Source organism: Pacificimonas sp. ICDLI1SI03 (assembly GCF_054740865.1).
In genome coordinates this window covers 961501-982608 of record NZ_JBSQAU010000001.1, presented here as the reverse complement: position 1 = coordinate 982608, position 21108 = coordinate 961501, and the positions used below count along the sequence as shown (strand labels likewise).

Below are 21108 nucleotides of genomic sequence, written 5' to 3'. Positions count from 1 at the left end.
GTTTCCGGTGCCCGCGTCGATCAGACGTGCGGAGACCCCGGCGGGGAGAGTGCAGCATCGCGCAGGCCGCGCCAGACGCGCACGGCCTGAACGCTTTCCGGCACGTCGTGAACTCGGAACAATTGAATGCCCTGGGTCAGACCGGCAGAGACAATTGCAAGCGAACCGCCGAGCCGCTGTTCAACCGGCGCCTCGCCAGCCAGCGCGCCGATGAATCGCTTGCGGCTGGCACCTAATAGCAGCGGAACGCCGAGACCGTGAAACAGGGCGAGGCCGTTAAGCAATTCCAGATTGTGGCGTACCGTCTTGCCAAAGCCGATTCCGGGATCGGCGATGATGCGCGCGCGGGGAATACCCGCCGCCTCCGCAATTGCGATGCGTTCCGACAGCCAATCGTAAATATCGAGCAGGGTGTGATCGTAGCGCGGGGTGTTTTGCATCGTGCGCGGATCGCCCTGTGCGTGCATGATGATGACGGGTGCACCGCTGTCGGCAACGACACCCAGGCTGCGGTCGTCGTGGGTCAGGCCGCTGATGTCGTTGACGATGCGTGCTCCGCGCGAAAGTGCATCCTGCATGACGCTGGCTTTCCGGGTGTCGATACTGATCAGCATCTCGGCATGGGCAAGGTGATCGAGGACCGGCGCGACCCTGGCGATTTCGTCCTGTTCCCAGACTGGCTCCGCGCCCGGACGGGTGGATTCGCCGCCAATGTCGATGATCGCCGCACCCGCCGCCGCCATATCGAACGCGGCCCCGGCCGCGGCAGCCGGGTCTGCATGAGCGCCGCCGTCAGAAAAGCTGTCCGGCGTCATGTTGAGAATGCCCATCACCTGCGGTTCCTCGAAACGCAATGTGCGCGGGCCGAGCAATAGGGGAGGGCGCGGGGCAGTGAGACGCGCCCAGTCCGGATGATCCTGAAGAGCGCCCAGTTCTGCCACGGGAACGAGCCGCGCGGGCTCATTTCGAGACAGTATCTCGATCTGAGAGAACCAAAGCGCACCCCCTGCCAACCGGGCTACCAGCCCGTCGAAGCCGAAAGGAGCATCGACGAAGCCCGTGGGCCGCAAATAGCTGTCCTGCGTCACCGGCTCAGTGGGCAGCGGCGCGGCTGCGATAGGCATCGCGAAGCGCGTCCAGCGGCTGTAGCGTGCCACCCTTTTCCGTATGCCAGAACGTCCAGCCGTTACACGACGGCGCCTTTTGCACCAGCGCACCCAGCTTGTGGATCGACCCGGTTTCCCGGCCGATTGCCAGCGAACCGTCCGCCCGAACGCGGGCCTGCCAGCGGCGGCGGGGATCGGTAAGAACCGTTCCCGGATTGATGAAGCCGTTTTCGACCAGCGTCCCGAACGGCACCTTTGGCTGGGCGCGGCGGCCCTGGCTGACCTCCAGCGCGTCGGCGGGCAGCGGCTCGACAGCGTCGATCCGCGCCTGTGCCACGTCGATATAGCCCTGTTCCCGCTCCATGCCGATAAAGCTGCGCCCGAGACGCCGCGCGACCGCGCCGGTGGTGCCAGACCCCATGAAAGGATCCAGGACCACCGCCCCCGGCACGCTGCATGCGGCCAGAATGCGATAGAGCAGCGCCTCGGGTTTCTGCGTTGGATGTGCCTTCGCGCCGTCGACCTTGGCGCGCTCCGCCCCGTTGCAGATGGGGATCAGCCAGTCGGACCGCATTTGCAGGTCGTCGTTCATGGCCTTCATCGCGTGATAATTGAACGTATAGCGCGCCTTGTCGCTCTTCGCCGCCCAGATCAGGGTTTCATGCGCATTGGTAAAGCGCGTCCCCTTGAAATTGGGCATGGGGTTCGACTTGCGCCAGACGACATCGTTCAGAATCCACAGTCCGGCATCCTGAACGGCGGTGCCGACGCGGAATATATTATGATAGCTGCCGATCACCCACAGGGCGCCATTGTCCTTCAGAACGCGCCGGGCCTGCGCCAGCCAGTTGCGCGTGAATTCGTCATAGGCGGCAAAGCTGTCGAAATGATCCCAGGCGTCATCTACTGCATCGACCGTCTTGCCCTCTGGCCGGGTCAGGTCGCCGTTCAGCTGCAGATTATAGGGCGGGTCGGCAAAGATCAGATCGACCGATTTCGCCGGCAGCAACGCCATTTGCTCTATGCAGTCGCCCTTGATGATGCGGCTGGTCGGCTCGCTGTCCATTGCTGCTGACATGATCGTTTTCTTCGCCCCTTTATCTGATGGAGCGGACCCTGCGTCGACCGGACTCGGCAGGTCAAGTCGCGCGAATCCAGTGTGTTGCGCTGAGTCGCTGAAACATTAAGGAAACAAAAACCGCGGGCACAATTTATGGAGTCGCCGCCGCGAAGATAAACACCACCCCTAGTGGGTGTTGCCCAAAAGACTCAACTACAGGCCTTATTCAAAACCGCCCGGACAGGGGCGAAACTGCGGCGGTGATGCATGGTGGCGCCATGCGCCGTCAGCGCGCGGTGATGTGGCGGCGTGCCATAGCCCTGGTTCGTTTCCCACCCATAGGCCGGGTAATGGCGCGCCAGATCCTTCATCAGGCGATCCCGCGTTACCTTTGCCACGATGGAGGCGGCGGCGATCGAAATGCATTTCGCGTCCCCCTTAACGATGGTGCGGCACGCACGGTGCCATTTCGGCGCACGGTTGCCGTCGATCAGGACCATGGTCGGCTGCCGGGGAAGGGCGGCCACCGCGCGCTCCATCGCCAGCATGGTGGCCCATAATATGTTCAGGCGGTCTATCTCAGCCACCTCGGCGCGACCGACGCCCACATGCGCCCGCGTCATGATCAGGTCGAACAATGCCTCTCTACGGGCCGCAGTCAGCACCTTTGAGTCTGCCACTCCGTCGGGCAGGGCATCGGCGTCGAGGATCACCGCTGCGGCAACCACGGGTCCGGCCAGCGGACCCCGCCCTGCTTCATCGACACCGCACACCGGGTGCGGTCCCCGGCTTTCCTCCTCATAGGTGGGTATCATCGGGTGAGTGGCCACCAATGGCCCAGCGGGCCGTGGCCTCCGCCAAAGCCGGGTGCGGCCTGTATCGCGCTGCGAACATAAGTACGGGCGGCCTCCACCGCGTCGAACAAGTGCATATCCCGGGCGATATGGGTCGCAAGCGCCGATGCGAGCGTGCAGCCTGTGCCATGTGTGTGGTTAGTGTCGATGCGCGAACCGCCGAAGCGTCGGGAGGTGCCGTCGGGCATGACCACGAAGTCGGTGACGCGTTCCCCGCCCAGATGGCCGCCCTTTGCCAGTACAGCGACGTTCCATTCCTTCGAACAGTCCACCGCCGCTGCAAGCATCGCATTCTCGTCGGCAATCCTCCTGCCGGACAGCACTTCAAGTTCTGGCAAATTCGGTGTGATGACCGTGGCGAGCGGCAATAATGAGCGGAGCAGCGTTGCCACCGCCTCGTCAGCGACCAGGCGGTCGCCGCTGCTGGCAACAAGCACGGGATCGACGATCAGGGGCACGCCGCAATCCGTTACGGCCGTGGCGATGGCGTCGATCAGCAAGCTGTCGCCCAGCATGCCGGTCTTGATGGCGTCGACGCCGATATCGTCCACACAGGCGGCGATTTGTGCGGTGACGCCCTCAATAGGCAGGGCGTCGATGCGCCGTACGCCCTTCGTGTTCTGCGCGGTCACCGCAGTGATGGCGGTCATCGCATATCCGCCCAGCATCGTGATCGTCTTTATGTCCGCCTGGATACCGGCACCGCCAGATGAATCGGAACCTGCAATGGCAAGTATGCGGGGTGTCACGGTCTGGCTATGCCGCCTTTGAAACGGCGTCGCAGATATCGTCGACAAGCGATTCCACCAATGCCGGGTCGTCGCCTTCCGCCATGACGCGAATGAGCGGCTCCGTTCCCGATTTCCGGATCAGCACACGACCGGAATTGCCAAGCCGTTTTTCGGCTGCCGCAATCTGGGCCTGGACGCTTTCCTGCTCCAGGGGCTGGCCGCCGTTATAGCGAACATTTTTCAGAATCTGTGGCAGTGGTTCGAACAGGTTCAGCACCTCCGATGCCGGTTTGCCGCTTTCCACCAGGCAGGCGAGGATCTGCAGCGCCGCGATCAGCCCGTCGCCCGTCGTCGCATAGTCGGACATGATGAGGTGGCCCGATTGTTCGCCGCCGACATTATAGCCCTTGGCACGCATTGCCTCGACGACATAGCGGTCGCCGACCTTTGTGCGTTCAAGCTTCAGCTTCTCGCCCTCCAGGAAGCGTTCCAGCCCGAGGTTCGACATCACCGTCGCAACCAGGCCGCCGCCCTTCAAACGGCCGGTGTCGGCCCAGCTTTTCGTGATGCGCGCCATCAGCTGGTCGCCATCGACGATCCGCCCCTTTTCATCGCTGATGATCAGCCGGTCGGCGTCACCATCAAGGGCGATGCCGATGTCCGCGCCGGTATCCTTCACCATTTCCTGCATCAGCCGTGGCGAGGTGGATCCGACATTGGCGTTGATATTGAAGCCGTCAGGCGACACGCCGATGGTGGTCAGGTCAGCGCCCAATTCCCACAGCGCGGAGGGGGCAACGGTATACGATGCGCCGTGGGCGCAATCGAGAACGACGTTCAGGCCATCGAGGCGCAAATGTTCCGGGAAAGTCATCTTTGCATCGTGGATATAACGTCCGCGCGCATCCTCGATTTTGCGGGCGCGGCCGATTTCCTCTGGCCGGGCCAGTTGCGGGTCCGCCGTCAGCAGCGCTTCGATTTCGTCTTCATCATCATCGGACAGTTTGAAGCCGTCGGGTCCGAAGAATTTTATGCCATTGTCATGGAAAGGATTGTGGCTGGCTGAGATCATGACGCCGAGATCGGCGCGCATGGAACGGGTCAGCAGCGCCACCGCAGGTGTGGGCAGCGGCCCGACCATGACGACATCCATGCCAACGCTGGTAAACCCCGCGATCAAGGCCGATTCGAACATATAGCCGGATAGGCGCGTGTCCTTGCCAATGACGACGCGGTGGCGATGATCGCCGCGCAGGAACTTCGCCCCCGCAGCTTGTCCCAGCTTCATCACCATATCCGGCGTCAATGCGCCGGTATTCGTCAGGCCCCGAACACCGTCGGTTCCAAAATAGGATCGACCCATAACCTCTCCGCCCTTGACACTGTGGCGTTCGGCGCGAAGGCCTGAACGTTCTTACAATATTCCGCGCGCTTTAGCCCCTGGGGGTGTCGCGCGGCAAGTCGGGGGACGCGCTTTGCTGGAAACCATGACACGCTGGATAGAGGCGCTGAGCGCCGGAGTGTTCGCGCAGGTCGCCATATTCGGTGTCCAGGTAGAGGTGGTCGTCATCTTCCTGGCGTTTGCGATGCTGTTCTTCACATTCTGGCTGGGCGTGCCGCAGTTGCGCGGCGTTGGCATCGGTCTGCAGCTGCTGAAGGGACGTCATGACGATCCGACGGCACCGGGCTCGGTCAGCCAGTTTCAGGCGCTGTCGACGGCGTTGTCGGGGACGATCGGGCTGGGCAATATAGCCGGCGTCGCCATCGCCATCGGCATGGGCGGTCCCGGCGCCGCCTTCTGGATGTTCGTGATCGGCTTTTTCGCCATGGCGTTGAAGTGCGCCGAAGTCACGCTGGGCCTGAAATTTCGCGAGTTCACACCGGACGGAGAGGTGCGCGGCGGTCCCATGTATACGCTGAAGAACGGTCTGGCCTCTATCGGCCTGCCAAAATCGGGGCGGAATCTTGGGGCGCTGTATGCAATCCTGGCGTTGTGCGGAACACTGCCGATGATGCAGGCAAACCAAAGTTTCGTCGCGCTAGCCGAGGTCGGCGGGTTCGAAGCGACGCCCACTGGCGGCCTGATTTATGGCCTGGTCCTCGGCGCCATGCTGGCCGTGGTCATCATTGGCGGGGTCAAGTCGATTGCGCGCGTCACGGGCAAGATCGTCCCGCTGATGTGCGTGCTTTATCTCGTTGCAGTGCTCGTCATTTTGGTTGTCAATGCGGATGCAGTGCCGGCCGCCCTGGCCACGATAGTGTCAGGGGCATTTTCAGCCGATGCCGTCGCCGGTGGCGCGGTCGGCATTTTCGTCGTGGGTATGCGAAGAGCAGTATTCTCTTCAGAAGCGGGAATCGGTACCGCGGTTATGGCACACAGTGTCGCGCGCACACATCATCCGGCGTCCGAGGGAATGGTGGCGCTTCTGGAACCCATGCTGGACACGATGATCGTCTGTATGGCGACTGCCCTGATGATCGTCGTCACGGGCGTTCATACGCAGGGATATGACGACATCTCGATGACAAGCGCCGCCTTTGCCAGCGTCGTCAACTGGTTCCCCTATGTGCTGCTGGTTGCGGTCCTGCTGTTTGCCTATTCGACGCTGCTGGCGTGGGGATATTATCTGACCAGCGCGTTCGGCTATGTCTTTGGACACGGTCCAAAGCGTGACCTGTTCGCGCGTATCCTTTTCTGCCTGTTGACCCCCGTGGGGTCCGTGTTGACCGCGGATGCGGTCGTCAACCTGATCGACAGCGTCTTCTTCCTGATGGTCCTGCCTAACGTCGTCGGTCTTTTCCTGCTGGCACCCGTACTGAGGAGAGAGGTGAACGGGTTTTTGGCGGCAGTTCGGTCTGGCGAAATATACGGCGACAAGGTTACGGATGAGAACGCGCTGCCCCGGCACGATTGAGGGTGGGGCGGTTGCTGCTCAGTTTGCCTAAAGAATATATGTCCACAGCCTGGTGCTAGCCCCGAAGGCGAGGGGATGCAGCCAGACCAGAAAGATGTAGAGCAGGGTGCCCGCCGCAATAGCCGCGAGGCCTGGCCAGCGGGGACGGGGCCAATAGGTGGTGTGCGCGGTGTAAGCGGCCCATGCTTCGCCAATCAATGCCCGCTTCTTCTGGTCCTGCGCCCATGCGCCGACAAGCGCGAGAAAGCCGACGCCTCCTGCGAGGACGATAGTTGCCGGGGTCGCCAATACGGCGATATGGGCGACAGCCCAAAGGGCAAAGCTCCACATCATGGGGTGGCGGGTTATCCGCAACACGCCCTTGGGCCCTTCAACCCGCGACAGCGTGCCTTCCGCGCCCACCAGTGCGGGATTTCGCACCAGGAAGCTGCCGATGAAGAGGATCGAGGCAAGCCACATGAGGATGTGGGCGGCGATCACGGTAGGGAAATAGACGAACCAGAGCGGTGGCGCATCCGGCGCCTTGCCATAGGTCAGGATCGCCCAGACAAAGAGGCCGATTGATATAAGCGAATAAGCGCCAAGAAAGCCGTTCGTACCAAGGCTTCGGACCAGGCGCGCGCGCAATGGGTGGCTCATCAGAAAATGCGTGCCGACGAATAGTGCCATCGCCACAATCAATTCAGCCATAACAGCGCCTCGCCTCTGCCGGTGACGAGAGACAGTCTAGGCCCGCCCACGCTCCAGGTCGAGATTTTGCGCGCGGGGTGCCGCGCGGACGGCGATTCAGTCGGCGCCGTCCGTTTCGATCAATAGCCACGCGGGATCGTCGGAGCCGAGATGGCGGCTGAATGTCCACACGTCATGCGTCTGGGCGGCTTCGTCCTCCGAACCGTCGATGACAGCGCCATTCGCGTCGCGGGTGACGGTAATCAATTCAGCGTCGAACCGCACGGTGACCTCCGCCATATGGCCACGACGTTCGGCACCAAGAATCTCGACATCATGGATGCTTACGAGCCTGTTGTCATAACTCATCTCATCTGCCGACCTAGCGTCGATCGCCGCAGAGAAATCGTCATAGATATCGTCGGACACCAGCTCTTTCAGCGCATCCTTATCGCCGGACCAGAACGCCTCCAGCACCATGCGGTACGCGGCCTGCGCGCCCTCGATGAAAGCGGGGGGATCGAAATAGGGGTCCGCCTCGGCGATCTCCTCAAGCCCGCCACGCGCCGTGTCGTTCAGATTGTCAGGCAGGCTGAGGGGAGGCCGTTCCGCCTGTACGAGGGGGACCACGTTGGATCCTTCCGAAGCGGCATCCGCACGGCGCATCATCGGCTGGGCGGGCTCAGACGATTCATCATGGCGGCCGAGAACCGCAATGAGCCTCAGCGCGATGAATCCGGCCAATAGTGCCAGTACGACGATTTCGACCAATTCTGCCTCCCTGGGGGCGAGTTTCACAATTACGGGGGACTCGTAAATCCCGCTAAAGTGCCAACATAGGCTGCGCCGCGCCTTTCACAAGGCGCATCCATGAGTGAGGCGCTTGCGCGGCGGGGGGGACCCCTGCTACCCGCGTTTCGCATAACGACCCACTTCCTTATGATACAGGTGCAGATATGGCAGAAGAACAAACGCCCGAGACCGGCGCAGCGCAAGGCCCCGAGGGACAGATCGCGATCAATATCCTGGCACAATATGTGAAGGATCTGAGCTTTGAAAATCCGAATGCACCGAAAAGCCTGCAGACGGGTCAGCCGCAGCCAAATATCGACCTGCAGGTGAATGTTTCCGTCAATCAGCAGTCCCAGGACAATGTCTACGAGGTCGTGTTGAACCTGACCGGCAAGGCCACGGCAGGCGAAGATACGGCGTTCATCGCGGAACTGGCCTATGGCGGCCTTTTCGCATTGCAGAACGTGCCGCAGGAGCATCTGCAATTGTTCCTGATCGTCGAGGCGCCGCGCATGATTTTCCCCTTCGCGCGGCGGATATTTGCCGATGCCGTGCGCGACGGCGGATTCCCGCCGCTGATGCTCGATCCGATCGACTTCGCGCAGCTGTACATGGCGCAGCAGCAGAAGGCGCAGCAGGCTCAGGGTAACGCAAAGCCGAACGAGACCGACGGCGATACGCCGAACATCATCCTGCCGAACTGACACAGGCCAAGTGCGCGACGGTAAGGCGGGCAGCAACCACCGGTGTCCCTTGTAAAATCCGTCGGCACGATTGGTGGCCTGACGCTGGTCAGCCGCGTGTTCGGGTTCGCCCGCGATATGCTGCTGTCGCGTTTCCTGGGGGCGGGCACCGGGGCGGACGCCTTCTTCGTCGCGTTCAAATTGCCCAACATATTCCGGCGGCTGTTCGCGGAGGGGGCGTTCAGCGCCGCCTTCGTGCCCATGTTTTCGAAGGAATATCATGGTGAGGGCGGACGTCAGGCGGCGCTGACATTCTCGCGTCAGGTGCTTTCGGTATTTCTGCCGATCCTGTTCCTGTTTACGGCGGTTGCGGAAATTTTCATGCCGTGGATCGTCAGCGCCATGGCCTCTGCCTATGTCGAGGTGCCCGGCAAGTTCGAACTGACCGTCGACCTAAGCCGGATCACGTTCGTCTATCTGATGTTGGTCAGCCTGGTCAGTTTGCTGGCCGGTATCCTCAATAGTCTCAGCCGTTTCGCGGCGGCGGCGGCGGCACCCATTCTCTTGAATATCTGCCTGATCACGGCGGTCGTCATATTTGGATCGACCGATCCAGACCCGGATTTTACGACCGCGCGCGCCCTTGCCGTTGCTGTCAGTGTCGCGGGCATTCTTCAGTTTCTGTGGCTGCTATGGGCGGTTCATCGTGCAGGGCTGGTGCTGCGCGTGTCGCGCCCGCGGATGACGCCACAGGTGAAGCGGCTGCTGACCATCATTCTGCCGGCGACGTTCGGCGCAGGCATTTATCAGATCAGCCAATTGGTGGACGTGTTTTTCGCGACGAGGCTGGGAGAGGGGGCGATGAGCTTCCTCAATTATGCCGACCGGCTGAACCAATTGCCCCTGGGGGTAATTGGAATTGCGCTGGGCACGGCGATCCTGCCCGCGCTCAGCCGTCTGATCGGGCGCGATGATCATGAGGGCGCACAGCGTCTGATGGGAACTGCTCTCGAGCTTTCGATGTTGCTGACCATCCCCAGCGCCGTCGGCCTTGTCATTTGTGCAGGCCCGCTTGTGACGGCGTTCTTTGTGGGCGGCCGGTTCGATGTTGGCGATGCGGCCATTACCTCCAACGTCATGGCTGCGCTTGCCCTCGGTTTGCCGGCCTATGTTCTCATCAAGGTGTTCACCCCCGGATATTTCGCCCGCGGCGATACCAAGACGCCTGTGAAAACTGCGCTGGTTTCCCTGATCGTCAATGTCGCGCTGATATTCCTGCTGATCGAGGCTTTTGGTATTGTCGGTCTGGTGCTGGCCAGCGCCATTGCCGCCTGGTTGAACTGCGCGCTCCTTTATATCGGCCTCGCCCGCGCGAAGCTTTTTCGTATCGAAGGCGCGTCGGCGCAGCGTGTGGCACGGCAGATCATTGCTGCGCTGATCATGGGGGCGGCCCTCTGGTGGGTGACGGAGCAGTTCGATGGACATTTCGCCGCCGGGGTGCTGACCCGTATCTGGAGCATTGCCGTTTTGGTAGGGACGGGCGCGCTCGTCTATTTTGGTGCGCTTTTCCTGATCGGTGGATTTGACAAGGCGCAGATCGCAAAGTTCAAGCGTCCCGCCGCCTGACCCCGGAGTTCACATGACAGTTACCAACAGTTCCAATCGCGTCTTTTCCGGCATCCAGCCGACGGGCGACCTGCATCTGGGCAATTATCTGGGCGCCCTTATCAACTGGGTCCGCATGCAGGAGACGCATGAGTGCATTTTCTGCATCGTCGACATGCATGCGATTACCATGACGCATGATCCGAAGGCGCTGGCAAAGGCGACACGAGAGCTGACGGCGGGCCTGATCGCCTCCGGCATCGAAACGGACAAGGCGGTCCTGTTCCACCAGAGCGCCGTGCCGATGCACGCGCAACTCGCGTGGATACTGAATTGCGTGGCGCGCGTCGGCTGGCTGGATCGCATGACGCAGTTCAAGGACAAATCGGGCAAGGACAAGGAAGGCGCGTCTGTCGGCCTATATGCCTATCCTGTTCTGCAGGCGGCTGACATTCTGGGATATAAGGCAACGCATGTGCCCGTGGGTGAGGACCAGAAACAGCATCTGGAACTGGCCCGTGACATTGCGGAGCGATTCAACCGCACCTTTGGCGAGGAGCTGTTCCCTTTGCCGGAACCGATGATCCAGGGGGCCGCGACGCGTGTCATGTCCCTGCGCGACGGAACGGCGAAAATGTCGAAATCGGACGCGTCGGAAATGAGCCGCATCAATCTGGCGGACGACGCCGATACGATCACGCGGAAAATAAAAAAGGCAAAGACCGATGCGGATGCCCTGCCGTCCGAACCGGCAGGGCTGGCCGGTCGGCCGGAGGCTGCCAATCTGGTGAACATTTATGCCGCCCTGTCGGGCAGCGATGCACCGACCGTGCTGCGCGACTTTGGCGGGCAGGGGTTCGGCGTCTTCAAACCTGCACTTGCTGATCTTGCCGTCGAAAAGCTTGCCCCAATCGCCGCGCGGTTCCGCGAGCTGAAAGGCGACCGCACCATGCTCGATGGCATTTTGTACCAGGGTGCGGAGCGAGCGAACGCAATTGCGGAACCGATCCTGAAAGATGCCAAACGCGCTGTCGGATTTCTGAAAGCGTAGGGTGGATGTAATTGTCATCCCGGCACTCTATTTAGGTTAGCGCGTACATTCAGCGATCATTCAGCGATGTTCGCATAATGTCCCGTGAACCAAGGACAGGGATCGAGCGTTTATATCCCTGACGTAAGGGAATTAGACCATGAAGTTTTTGAATGTAACCTTCGCAGCCGGCGCCCTCCTACTGACGGCGGCGTGCACGACGCCCTTCACTGCGGACGTTAGCCGCTTTCAGCAGCTGCCCGCGCCACAAGGCGAAAGCTATTCCATCGTCGCGATGGATAATGGCGAAACGAACAGCCTGGAATTTCAGAATTATGCCCGCTACGTGGCGGCGCAGATGAATGAGCAGGGCTATACGGAGGTTTCCGATCCGGCCGCAGCCACGCTGATCGTGTCGCTGGACTATGGCGTGAACGACGGGCGCGAAAAGATCGCAAGCCGCCCCGGAACCCGTTTCGGCGCGTTTAGCGGATGGGGTTTCCCCTATTATGGCGGCGGATATTATCGCCGCTCAGCCTTTTACGATCCGTTCTTTTACGGCGGATATGGTGGGTTCGGCGGCTTTGGCGGCGGCTTCAATAACGATGTTTACAGCTACACCGTCTATAATGCCTACCTCGACATGGACATAAAGCGTCCTGACGGACAGCCGGTTTTCGAAGGCCGCGCAGAGGCAAACTCGAAAGACGATAATCTGCCCGAACTGGTGCCCAACCTCGTGACCGCCATGTTCACCGATTTTCCGGGTATGAACGGGAAGACCGTGCGCGTGAAAGTGCCGGAAGGTGACGGCGGCGAATAACTGAGCGGAAGCGCGCTGCGGGGTCGCGAGGCGCCTTTTCCCTTCTCCAAGACAGGCCCCGGTTCGTTAACAAAGCAACCGGGGCCTTTTCATTGTGGCAGGAGCTTAGCCGGGCTGGCAGGATGCCCGGTATTTTATTCTCGGCGATAGCGCGACACAAACTCCGTAGCGAATTTCGCGAGATGGCCTTTGCTGATTGCGCCGCGCAACGCCGCCATTAGCTGCTGATAAAAAGCCAGATTATGTTCTGTCATCAGCATGGCGCCAAGGATTTCGCCAGAGCGGATGAGGTGGTGCAGGTAGGCGCGGCTATATTCACCACAAACCGAACATGAACAATCCGGGTCCAGAGGGCCGGTGTCCTCCTTGAACTTCGCATTGCGAATGTTGAGCGGACCGTCATGGGTAAATGCCTGCCCAGTGCGGCCACTGCGCGTTGGCAAGACGCAGTCGAACATGTCGATACCGCGCGTAACTGCGCCGACAATGTCGTCGGGCTTGCCCACGCCCATCAAATATCGCGGCCGGTCTTCGGGCAGCATTTGTGGGGCGTAATCGAGGACGGCAAACATCTGCTCCTGCCCTTCGCCCACCGCGAGGCCGCCGACGGCGTAACCGTCAAAACCTATATTTTGCAGCGCCTCCGAACTTTGTTGCCGCAGATCCTGCCACATTGATCCCTGCTGAATTCCGAACAGGGCGGCGCCTGCTGCATGTTCCACGCCGGAATCGAAGGCATCGCGGCTGCGCCGCGCCCAGCGCATGGAGCGGTGCATGCTGGCGGCGGCGGCATCCTTTTCCACCGGCCAGCCCGTGCATTCGTCGAAAACCATGACGATGTCGCTGCCCAGATTGCGCTGGATCTCCATCGACCGTTCGGGTGACAACATGTGACGCGAACCGTCCAGATGAGATTTGAAGGCGACACCCTCTTCGCTCTGCTGGGTTAGCTCCGACAGGCTCATCACCTGAAAACCGCCGGAATCAGTCAGGATCGGACGATCCCAGCGCATGAATTCGTGTAGTCCGCCCAGCCGGGCGATGCGCTCATCCCCAGGACGCAACATCAGATGATAGGTATTGCCAAGGATGATGTCGGCGCCAAGGGCGCGAACATCGCCGGGCTTCATCGCCTTTACCGTCGCAGCGGTGCCGACGGGCATGAAGGCCGGGGTCCTGATTTCGCCGCGCCGCATGGCGATCGTTCCTGTGCGGGCGGCGCCGTCCGTTGCGGCAATCGAGAAGGAAAAGCGTGGGGGCATGAACGCGCTCTTAGGGGGCGCAATGCCGCCTTCGCAAGCATGTGTCAGCGGGGCAGTAAAAGACTGGCATCACCATATGAGTAGAAACGATATTCCTGCCGGATCGCATGGGCATAAGCGGCCTGCATACGATCGCGGCCCATAAGCGCGCTGACCAGCATGAACAGCGTGGAACGCGGCAAATGGAAATTCGTCATCAGGCCGTCGATCGCGCGAAAACGGTAGCCGGGCGTGATAAAGATATCGGTGTCGCCGGCGAATGGCCGAATAATGCCATCCTCGCCCGTCGCGCTTTCCAGCAAGCGCAGACTGGTCGTACCGACGGCGATCACCCGACCGCCCGCAGCGCGCGCTTCATTCAGGCGATTTGCCGCCGCAGCATCGATGCGCCCCCATTCGCTGTGCATACGGTGCTGGTCGGTATCTTCCACCTTCACGGGCAGGAAGGTGCCAGCGCCAACATGCAGGGTCAGCGTTTCCGTCGCGACGCCTCTTTCCGAAAGGGCATGCATCAGCGCGTCCGTGAAGTGCAGGGCGGCGGTGGGGGCGGCGACTGCGCCATCCTCACGCGCGAACATCGTCTGATAATCCTCGGCATCGCGTTCATCGGTCGGGCGTTTGGAGGCGATGTAGGGAGGCAGCGGCATGGTGCCCGCCGCTGCGATCGCTGCTTCTATGGGCTGATCGGCTGTGAAGCCGAAGCGGACTTCGCCGCCTTCGCCTTTCGCCAGCACCTCGCCCGAAAGTCCGGCGCCGAATCCGACCCGGTCGCCTTCACGGAGCCGTCGTGAATTTCTGACAAAGGCGAGCCACTCGCTTTGCCCCTCGCGCTTGTGCAGCGTCACGCCGATGCGGGCGTCGCCCCGGCGACCGTGCAGCTGCGCGGGAATAACGCGCGTGTCATTGAAGACGAGAACATCGCCGGGAGAAAGGCAGGCGGGAAGATCGGAGACGACACCATCGCGCATTTCGTCCGGACCGACGATCAGCAGGCGGGCGGAATCCCGGGGACTGGCGGGGCGCAGCGCAATGCGCGCCTCGGGCAGGTCGAAATCGAAATCTGAGACACGCATGGCGTGCCTATCGCGTTAGCGGGACTGCATGTCTACTTCGCTGTCAACCGGTACATCCTCGGGCGACACGTCCTCGGTCGGCGCATCGAGCGGCGTATCGGGCAGGGGTGAAGCCGGCTCAGCGTCGCCTTCGATCGGCGCGGTGTTCTCGCTCTCGGTTCCTGCTGCCTCGTCGGGTTCACCCGAGGTCGCTGCTGCTGCTGCGCCCGGCGGCAGTTGTGATTGCAGTTCGGAAATGGCGTCATTCTCAGGCGTGAAGTCGGGCAGGGGGACGTTGGCGCCTATCCGCGCCTTTATGATGCGGCTGGGATTTTCCGGCGGCTCGCCCACATTGATCGCATCCACATATTGCATGCCGCCGGTTACCCGGCCGAAAACAGTATATTCGCCATCCAGCTGCGTGCGTGGCTGAAAGACGATAAAGAACTGGCTGTTGGCACTGTTGGGCGTCTGGGCGCGTGCCATCGAAACCGTCCCCCGCAAATGCGGGGTCTTGGTAAACTCGGGTTCCAAATCTGGCAATTGGCTGCCCCCCTGGCCCGTTCCCTGGGGATCGCCACCCTGCGCCATGAAGCCGGGGATGACACGGTGAAAGATCAGGCCATCGTAAAAGCCCTGTTCACTAAGTGTACGGATGCGCTCGACATGATTGGGGGCGATGTCAGGGCGAAGCTGGATCGTCACGCGCCCCCCCGTCGACAAGTCGAGGTTCCAGATATTTTCCGCATCACCGGCAGGCGAAGCAGGCGAAGGTGTTGTCTGAGCAAAAGCGCTTCCGGCGAGCAGAAAAGCGAACAGGGCGGCAAGAAGCTTCATGAAGGCAGCCATTCGAAGAGATTGTTTGATGCTGCCCTAACCTAAAGCAGTGTCACTTGCACCCACATGAACGACAAAGCGGCAGATAGCGGCGGTGATGGGTTTGCTTCCAAGCAAGTCACCGGCAGCGATATGCAGCAAATGTCGGTAAAAAAGGGGAAAAGGTGGCACGGACGTCGCGCGCGTCCCGTGCCACCTTCAAGATGCGATCCTCCCCAAAGGACTATGCATTCCGTGCGGCCATTTGATTCAGGCCGCTGCGGACCTGTCCGGGAAACCCCCCTTTGCGCTCCCGGAAGAAGGGGATAAGAGCCGCAAAATATGGCATTGTCCAGAGCGCAAGGAACATATCCGCCGGAAGGAATGCAATTCGCCGCCCTCCCGTGATTTTTTTGCAACATCCTGGAATATCCGGCAGGGGGCAGGCATGATTTCCGACGAGATTGTTCAATTGTTCAAGGACGTGCTGTCCGACGATGATCGCGCCGTCACCGATGCTGTCGACCTGGCACCAAAATTGACGGACTGGCGCGGTCGGATTCGCGGTGCGTCGCGCCTGATGCTGCAACCGGCAAGTGCGGCCAGCCTTGCCGCCATCGTGAAGCTGGCGGGGGAAACCCGTACGCCGCTCGTTCCCCAGGGGGGCAATACGGGCTTGGTCGGCGGCGGAATTCCGGAGGCCGACGGCCGCGCCGTTCTGGTCAGCCTGGAGCGCATGAATCGCATCCGCAGCATCGATCCGGCGGGCAACACAGCGACGGTCGAGGCCGGCCTTATCCTGCAGGCATTGCACGAAGCCGCCGCCGCAGAGGATCGCATGTTCCCTTTGTCGCTGGGCGCGAAGGGCAGCGCAACAATTGGCGGCCTGATTTCCACCAATGCGGGAGGGACGCAGGTGCTGCGCTACGGAACGATGCGAGCTCAGGTTCTGGGGCTGGAGGCCGTGCTGCCCGATGGCAGTATTCTGAACCAGCTGACGCCATTGAGGAAGGATAATACCGGTTATGACATCAAGCAGCTGCTGATCGGTGCGGAAGGAACATTGGGGTTCGTAACTGCTGCAAGCCTGCGGCTCTTGCCCGCCCCCCGCGAAATTGCGACCGCACTCGTCGGGCTAGAAAGTCCGGCTGCGGCATTGCCGCTGATGAGCCGGCTGCGGCAGGCCACGGGTGACCAGTTGGACAGCTTCGAATTGATGCCACGCGATGCGATTACCCTCGTCCTCCGGCACGTCGACGGTGCGCGCGATCCCCTGCAAGAGGCCCAGCCATGGTATGTGCTGGTCGAGACCACGAGCAGCGTCGCTGGCACGCAGTTGCGCGAAACACTTGAATCTGCGCTTGCGGAGGAGTTGGAGAAGGGCGGTATTCAGGACGCGGCGATCGCGCAGTCGGAAGGCCAACGCGAAGAATTCTGGCGTTTAAGGGAATCAATAGCCGAGGCGGAAAAGGCCGACGGCCTAAGCCTGAAACACGACGTTTCGGTTTCCGTGACCGACATGCCGGCATTCATGGCCAAGGCGACGAAGCGCATCGAGACGCGCTGGCCGGGCGCACGGATTCTTGCCTTCGGACATTTGGGCGACGGCAATATTCACTTCAATGTCCGTTCTGACGAGCGACTGCCACGAGATCGCCTGATGGAATTGAAGGACGAGGTCGCTGCATTCACCTATGATGAGGTTGCGAGTTTCGGCGGCTCGATCAGCGCCGAACATGGCATCGGCACGCTGAAGGCCGGTGAGTTGTTACGGCTGGGAGATCCCGGGAAACTTGCGGCCATGCGAGCAGTGAAGGCAGCGCTCGATCCACACGGTATCATGAATCCGGGGAAAATTTTTGCCGCTTAGGTCCGGCTGAGTTGCCAGTCGGCCCAAGCAGGCAACAAAAAAGGGCCTGCCGCAGAGGACAGACCCTTTCTCTGTGCCAGTAAGGCGGTCTGGGATCAGGCCTTGCGGCGACGATACCCAGCGATGCCGAGAAGGCCAAGACCCAGCAGACCCAGCGCGCCAGGTTCCGGCGTTTCGATCACGCCGAGGGCGACATTGTCGATCTCGAAAGCGTAGGACGTGCTGCGAACCGTGAAGCTGGTGAACTCTTCACCATCCTCAAAGAACAGGTTGATATACTTGTTCGATCCCGGAGCGCTCTGGTTGCCCGACAGCGACAGGGCGTCGAGCACGTCTGCGCCAGTAATCGTCTGCAGCAGATCCGATCCATCATAGAAGTCGATGGCGTTAAAGAGGTCGATCGAACCCCAATAAAGGCCCAGATAGGAAACGCGTTCCGTTCCAGTATTGAAAGTCGGCGTGAAATCCACGGATGCCTGGCCGGACGAAGCGGCACTGGGAACGGCAAAGTAGCAGGTCGAGTCACCGGCAGGTGCAGCGCGGACACCGCTTACGCTCGTGTTCGAGATCGAAAAATCGCCGGAGATTGTCTCGCCCAGCGTCGGGCCGCAGCCAGCGCCACCACCAAGATCAAAGGTCTCGACCGAAATGTTCGGGCCGCTCTGCGACGTGGTCAGACCAGAGGCTGCATCAGCGGTGCCGCCCTCTGTAATGACGACAGCATGTCCAGCGGTCGAAGCCATTGCGGTAGCAAGCGCACCAACAAACAATTTTTTCACGTTAATCTCCATCAAGCGATGTTTAAATTCTCGAAAAATACCATGCATGGGCCATGCCAAATAATAATTTTGCAGCAAAGACAGGCAGTATATTAGTTAACAGTCGGGCCATCGTTTCGAGAGTGTAAGATTTTCCGACGCCGTAACGATCTGCCTGCGTCTGCTAAGGATGCCGATGAGGTAGCCGCCCAAATGCCGCGAAATCGGCAAGGCGATCTAAGGTTTTTATCTCTGCTTGATCCGGGCGGGGATCAGCAGCCGATCACATCGCGTCGTCGGCAATCAGATAAAGCGTTTCCTGCCCGCTCATAACCGGCGCAAGCAGAGCGGCGCCGGGTGGGACTATCTGTTCGGCAAAGAAGCGTGCCGTGGCAATTTTCGCCCGGAGAAATTCGGCGTCGCCCTTCATCAGCGCCAGGCGCGACTGCGCCTCTCTCGCCTGAGAGGCAAGCAGCCAGCCACCTATGGCAATGCCGAACATCCTGAGGAACGGTTGCGCGCCGGCGGCGGCATCGTTGGGATCCCGGCTCGCCTCCGACAGCCAGTTTGCGCCTGCAGCGACGGCATTGGCAATCTCCGTCAGGGGCGCTTTCATCGCGGCAAAATCGCCGGTGGCGGGCAGGGCGCTGATGTCGCTGCGCATCTCTGCCACCAAGGCGCGCCAATATTGCCCCCCTCTCATGTGGAGTTTGCGCCCGACGAGGTCCATGGCCTGAATGCCGTTCGTGCCCTCGTAGATGGGCGCGATCCGGGCATCGCGATAATGCTGGGCAGCGCCCGTTTCCTCGACAAAACCCATCCCACCGTGGATTTGCACGCCGATAGAGGCGATCTCGACGCCCATATCGGTGGCATAAGCCTTTGTAATGGGTGTCAGCAGATCGGCGCGGCCCTGTGCGTTTTGGCGCGTTGCCTCGTCGGTGGCGCCATGCGCGAGGTCGACGGCGGCGGCATTGGCATAAACCAAGGCGCGTGTCGCTTCCGTCACTGCCTTCATTACCATCAGATTCCGTCGAACGTCGGCATGTTCTATGATGGCAACCGCTTCGCGTGTGCCGCCGATCCTTGCCGACTGCACGCGCTCCTTCGCATAGGAGAGCGCCGCCTGATATGCGCGCTCGCAAATGGCGGGCCCCTGTAGGCCGACATTGATGCGGGCGTGGTTCATCATGGTGAACATGGCGCGCATTCCCGCCATCTCCTCACCCACCAGAAAGCCGACGCACTCGTCATTGTCGCCGAACGACATGGTGCAGGTGGGGCTGGCGTGAATCCCCAGCTTTTCCTCAAGGCCCACACAGCGCAGGTCGTTCCGAACGGTAAAGGCGCGATCGTCAGCGGGTAGAAATTTGGGTACGAGAAACAGGCTTATGCCCTTCGTACCGGCGGGCGCGTCCGGGGTGCGGGCCAGCACCAGATGCACGATATTATCGGCGACGTCATGTTCGCCCCAGGTAATATAGATTTTTTGCCCCTTGATGCGCCACGTGCCGTCGTCGGCAGGGGCGGCCATCGTCCTCAGCGCGCCCACGTCGGATCCCGCCTGCGGCTCGGTCAGGTTCATGGTCCCGGTCCATTCGCCGGAAACGAGTTTCGTCAGATAGGTTTCTTGCAACTCCGCCGAGGCATGAGCCGATAATGCCTCGATCGCGCCGAGGGTTAGCATGGGACACAGCGAAAACGCCATATTGGCGGCGGTCAGCTGCTCCTGACACGCAGTGGCGAGCGCAAAGGGGAGGCCCTGGCCACCAAATTCGGGGTCGGCACCCAGGGAGCCCCAACCGGCATCCACATATTGCTGATACGCCTGTCGGAACCCTTCGGGCAGCGTCACCACGCCATTTTCCAGCACGGCCCCCTGCTGGTCACCCAGTCTGTTCAGCGGCGCGAACACTTCGGCAGCGAACTTGCCCGATTCCGTCAGGATCGCGTCCAGCAAATCGTCATCGACGGACGAGAATTTTGGAAGCGCCGCAAGCTCCGACATCCGACCTGCGGTTTCGAGGGCAAAACGCTGTTCGATGATAGGGGCGGAATAGGTCATGCGCGAAGTACTACCCCCACAAGGGCGGGCGGGCTAGACCGGCAACATGCCGCAAATTCGATTTCCCGACACTTCTGCCCTTGATGACGCCGTCGAGCTTCTGCGACAGGGCCGCCTCGTCGCTGTTCCAACAGAAACGGTTTACGGTCTGGCGGCCGACGCGACCAATGGGAAAGCGGTCGCCGAGATATATGCGGCGAAGGGGCGCCCGTCGTTCAACCCGCTGATCGCGCATGTTTACGATGCCGAGATGGCGGCGCGCTATGCTCATATTGATGATCTGGCATCCCTGTTGATGGAGAGGTTTTGGCCTGGACCGCTGACATTGGTCGTGCCGAAACGGACGAGCGGTAATTTAGCGGACATCGTGACCGCCGGATTGGCGACGGTTGCGCTGCGTTCCCCAGATCATCCCGTACCGCGACAATTGATCGAGCGGCTGGGGCGTCCCTTGGCGGCGCCGAGCGCCAATACATCTGGCAGGATAAGCCCGACGACGGCCGCGCACGTGGCGGCGAGCCTGGGTGAGCGCGTGCCCCTGATCCTGGATGGGGGGGCGTGCGGGATCGGCCTGGAATCCACGATTATCGCCGTGGCGGACGGAGGTATACGGCTGCTGCGCCCTGGCAGCGTCTCCTTCGAAGAACTGGCCAATTTTGCTCCGGTCAGCCTTGCCGCGAAGCATGATCCGATCACCGCGCCCGGGCAGTTGAAGAGCCATTATGCCCCGGCCAAGCCGGTGAGACTGGACGCAACGACTGCGCGTGATGACGAATTTCACATCGGGTTCGGAGAGGTTGCGGGAGATCTTAACCTGAGCGTGGCCGGCTCCCTTACTGAAGCGGCAGCGGTACTCTTCGCCGCCCTTCACACGGCCGATGCCAGCGAGCGGGCGGCAATTGCCGTAGCGTCTGTGCCCAAGCAGGGGTTAGGGTTGGCTATAAACGACCGGCTTCACCGCGCTTCGACGGTGAACGACAAATAAAAAGGGCGACCCCGAAGGAGCCGCCCTTTTTG

Annotated in this window: 19 protein-coding genes; 7 read left to right on the top strand and 12 right to left on the bottom strand. The window is 61.1% G+C overall.

Going from position 1 to position 21108, the window contains the following annotated elements; translation table 11 throughout:
* Positions 1 to 20: 20 nt before the first annotated feature.
* From folP to glmM, 5 genes are all read right to left on the bottom strand, one after another.
* A complete protein-coding gene (folP, locus tag ACSMXM_RS04680; protein ID WP_460314396.1) occupies positions 21 to 1124 on the bottom strand; it encodes a dihydropteroate synthase in 1104 nt (367 codons plus the stop codon).
* On the bottom strand, positions 1093 to 2184 hold the full coding sequence (locus ACSMXM_RS04675; protein WP_460314394.1) for a DNA methyltransferase: 1092 nt from the start codon (positions 2182 to 2184) through the stop codon (positions 1093 to 1095). Before ACSMXM_RS04675 ends, folP begins: the two co-directional genes overlap by 32 nt.
* Before the next feature lie 191 nt (positions 2185 to 2375).
* Positions 2376 to 2981 carry a ribonuclease HII gene (locus ACSMXM_RS04670; protein WP_460314392.1) on the bottom strand — a complete coding sequence of 202 codons (606 nt, stop codon included), beginning with the start codon at positions 2979 to 2981 and terminating at the stop codon, positions 2376 to 2378.
* On the bottom strand, positions 2978 to 3769 hold the full coding sequence (gene thiD / locus ACSMXM_RS04665; RefSeq protein ID WP_460314391.1) for a bifunctional hydroxymethylpyrimidine kinase/phosphomethylpyrimidine kinase: 792 nt from the start codon (positions 3767 to 3769) through the stop codon (positions 2978 to 2980). The genes ACSMXM_RS04670 and thiD overlap by 4 nt, the downstream gene beginning before the upstream one ends.
* A gap of 7 nt (positions 3770 to 3776) precedes the next feature.
* A complete protein-coding gene (gene glmM, locus ACSMXM_RS04660; RefSeq protein WP_460314389.1) occupies positions 3777 to 5114 on the bottom strand; it encodes a phosphoglucosamine mutase in 1338 nt (445 codons plus the stop codon).
* 115 nt (positions 5115 to 5229) lie between these two features.
* On the opposite strand from glmM, the gene ACSMXM_RS04655 reads away from it, so the two are divergent.
* Positions 5230 to 6666, top strand: coding sequence for an alanine/glycine:cation symporter family protein (locus tag ACSMXM_RS04655; RefSeq protein ID WP_460316355.1), 1437 nt, complete (start codon positions 5230 to 5232; stop codon positions 6664 to 6666).
* A 27-nt stretch (positions 6667 to 6693) separates the two neighbouring features.
* Here ACSMXM_RS04655 and ACSMXM_RS04650 read toward each other — a convergent pair whose 3' ends face one another.
* On the bottom strand, positions 6694 to 7356 hold the full coding sequence (locus tag ACSMXM_RS04650; protein WP_460314387.1) for an NnrU family protein: 663 nt from the start codon (positions 7354 to 7356) through the stop codon (positions 6694 to 6696).
* Between the two features lie 96 nt (positions 7357 to 7452).
* Positions 7453 to 8133: a Tim44/TimA family putative adaptor protein gene (locus ACSMXM_RS04645; RefSeq protein WP_460314385.1), complete on the bottom strand. Its 681-nt coding sequence runs from the start codon at positions 8131 to 8133 to the stop codon at positions 7453 to 7455.
* 158 nt (positions 8134 to 8291) lie between these two features.
* On the opposite strand from ACSMXM_RS04645, the gene secB reads away from it, so the two are divergent.
* From secB to ACSMXM_RS04625, 4 genes are all read left to right on the top strand, one after another.
* Positions 8292 to 8831: a protein-export chaperone SecB gene (gene secB / locus ACSMXM_RS04640; protein ID WP_460314383.1), complete on the top strand. Its 540-nt coding sequence runs from the start codon at positions 8292 to 8294 to the stop codon at positions 8829 to 8831.
* A gap of 42 nt (positions 8832 to 8873) precedes the next feature.
* Positions 8874 to 10436, top strand: coding sequence for a murein biosynthesis integral membrane protein MurJ (gene murJ / locus ACSMXM_RS04635; protein WP_460314381.1), 1563 nt, complete (start codon positions 8874 to 8876; stop codon positions 10434 to 10436).
* Between the two features lie 13 nt (positions 10437 to 10449).
* On the top strand, positions 10450 to 11466 hold the full coding sequence (gene trpS, locus ACSMXM_RS04630) for a tryptophan--tRNA ligase (protein ID WP_460314379.1): 1017 nt from the start codon (positions 10450 to 10452) through the stop codon (positions 11464 to 11466).
* Between the two features lie 139 nt (positions 11467 to 11605).
* Positions 11606 to 12268: a DUF4136 domain-containing protein gene (locus tag ACSMXM_RS04625; protein ID WP_460314378.1), complete on the top strand. Its 663-nt coding sequence runs from the start codon at positions 11606 to 11608 to the stop codon at positions 12266 to 12268.
* Positions 12269 to 12402: 134 nt separating this feature from the next.
* On the opposite strand, the gene tgt is transcribed toward ACSMXM_RS04625, so the two are convergent.
* Genes tgt through ACSMXM_RS04610 form a run of 3 tightly spaced genes read right to left on the bottom strand, consistent with a single transcriptional unit; the run spans position 12403 to position 15419 of the window.
* Positions 12403 to 13530 (bottom strand): tRNA guanosine(34) transglycosylase Tgt, encoded by a 1128-nt coding sequence (tgt, locus tag ACSMXM_RS04620; RefSeq protein ID WP_460314376.1) that lies wholly within the window; start codon positions 13528 to 13530, stop codon positions 12403 to 12405.
* 44 nt (positions 13531 to 13574) lie between these two features.
* Positions 13575 to 14603, bottom strand: a complete 1029-nt coding sequence (gene queA, locus ACSMXM_RS04615) for a tRNA preQ1(34) S-adenosylmethionine ribosyltransferase-isomerase QueA (protein ID WP_460314374.1) — start codon at positions 14601 to 14603, stop codon at positions 13575 to 13577.
* A 15-nt stretch (positions 14604 to 14618) separates the two neighbouring features.
* Entirely contained in the window at positions 14619 to 15419 is an 801-nt protein-coding gene (locus tag ACSMXM_RS04610) for a peptidylprolyl isomerase (protein ID WP_460314373.1), read from the bottom strand.
* 427 nt (positions 15420 to 15846) lie between these two features.
* Between ACSMXM_RS04610 and ACSMXM_RS04605 the strand changes: the two genes are divergently transcribed.
* The gene (locus tag ACSMXM_RS04605; RefSeq protein ID WP_460314371.1) at positions 15847 to 17268 is read left to right on the top strand and encodes an FAD-binding oxidoreductase; all 1422 of its coding nucleotides are present in this window, start codon (positions 15847 to 15849) and stop codon (positions 17266 to 17268) included.
* Between the two features lie 95 nt (positions 17269 to 17363).
* Here ACSMXM_RS04605 and ACSMXM_RS04600 read toward each other — a convergent pair whose 3' ends face one another.
* Positions 17364 to 18047, bottom strand: coding sequence for an Npun_F0296 family exosortase-dependent surface protein (locus ACSMXM_RS04600; protein WP_460314369.1), 684 nt, complete (start codon positions 18045 to 18047; stop codon positions 17364 to 17366).
* A gap of 262 nt (positions 18048 to 18309) precedes the next feature.
* The gene (locus ACSMXM_RS04595; protein WP_460314367.1) at positions 18310 to 20091 is read right to left on the bottom strand and encodes an acyl-CoA dehydrogenase; all 1782 of its coding nucleotides are present in this window, start codon (positions 20089 to 20091) and stop codon (positions 18310 to 18312) included.
* A gap of 46 nt (positions 20092 to 20137) precedes the next feature.
* Between ACSMXM_RS04595 and ACSMXM_RS04590 the strand changes: the two genes are divergently transcribed.
* Positions 20138 to 21076 carry an L-threonylcarbamoyladenylate synthase gene (locus tag ACSMXM_RS04590; RefSeq protein ID WP_460314365.1) on the top strand — a complete coding sequence of 313 codons (939 nt, stop codon included), beginning with the start codon at positions 20138 to 20140 and terminating at the stop codon, positions 21074 to 21076.
* Positions 21077 to 21108: the final 32 nt, after the last annotated feature.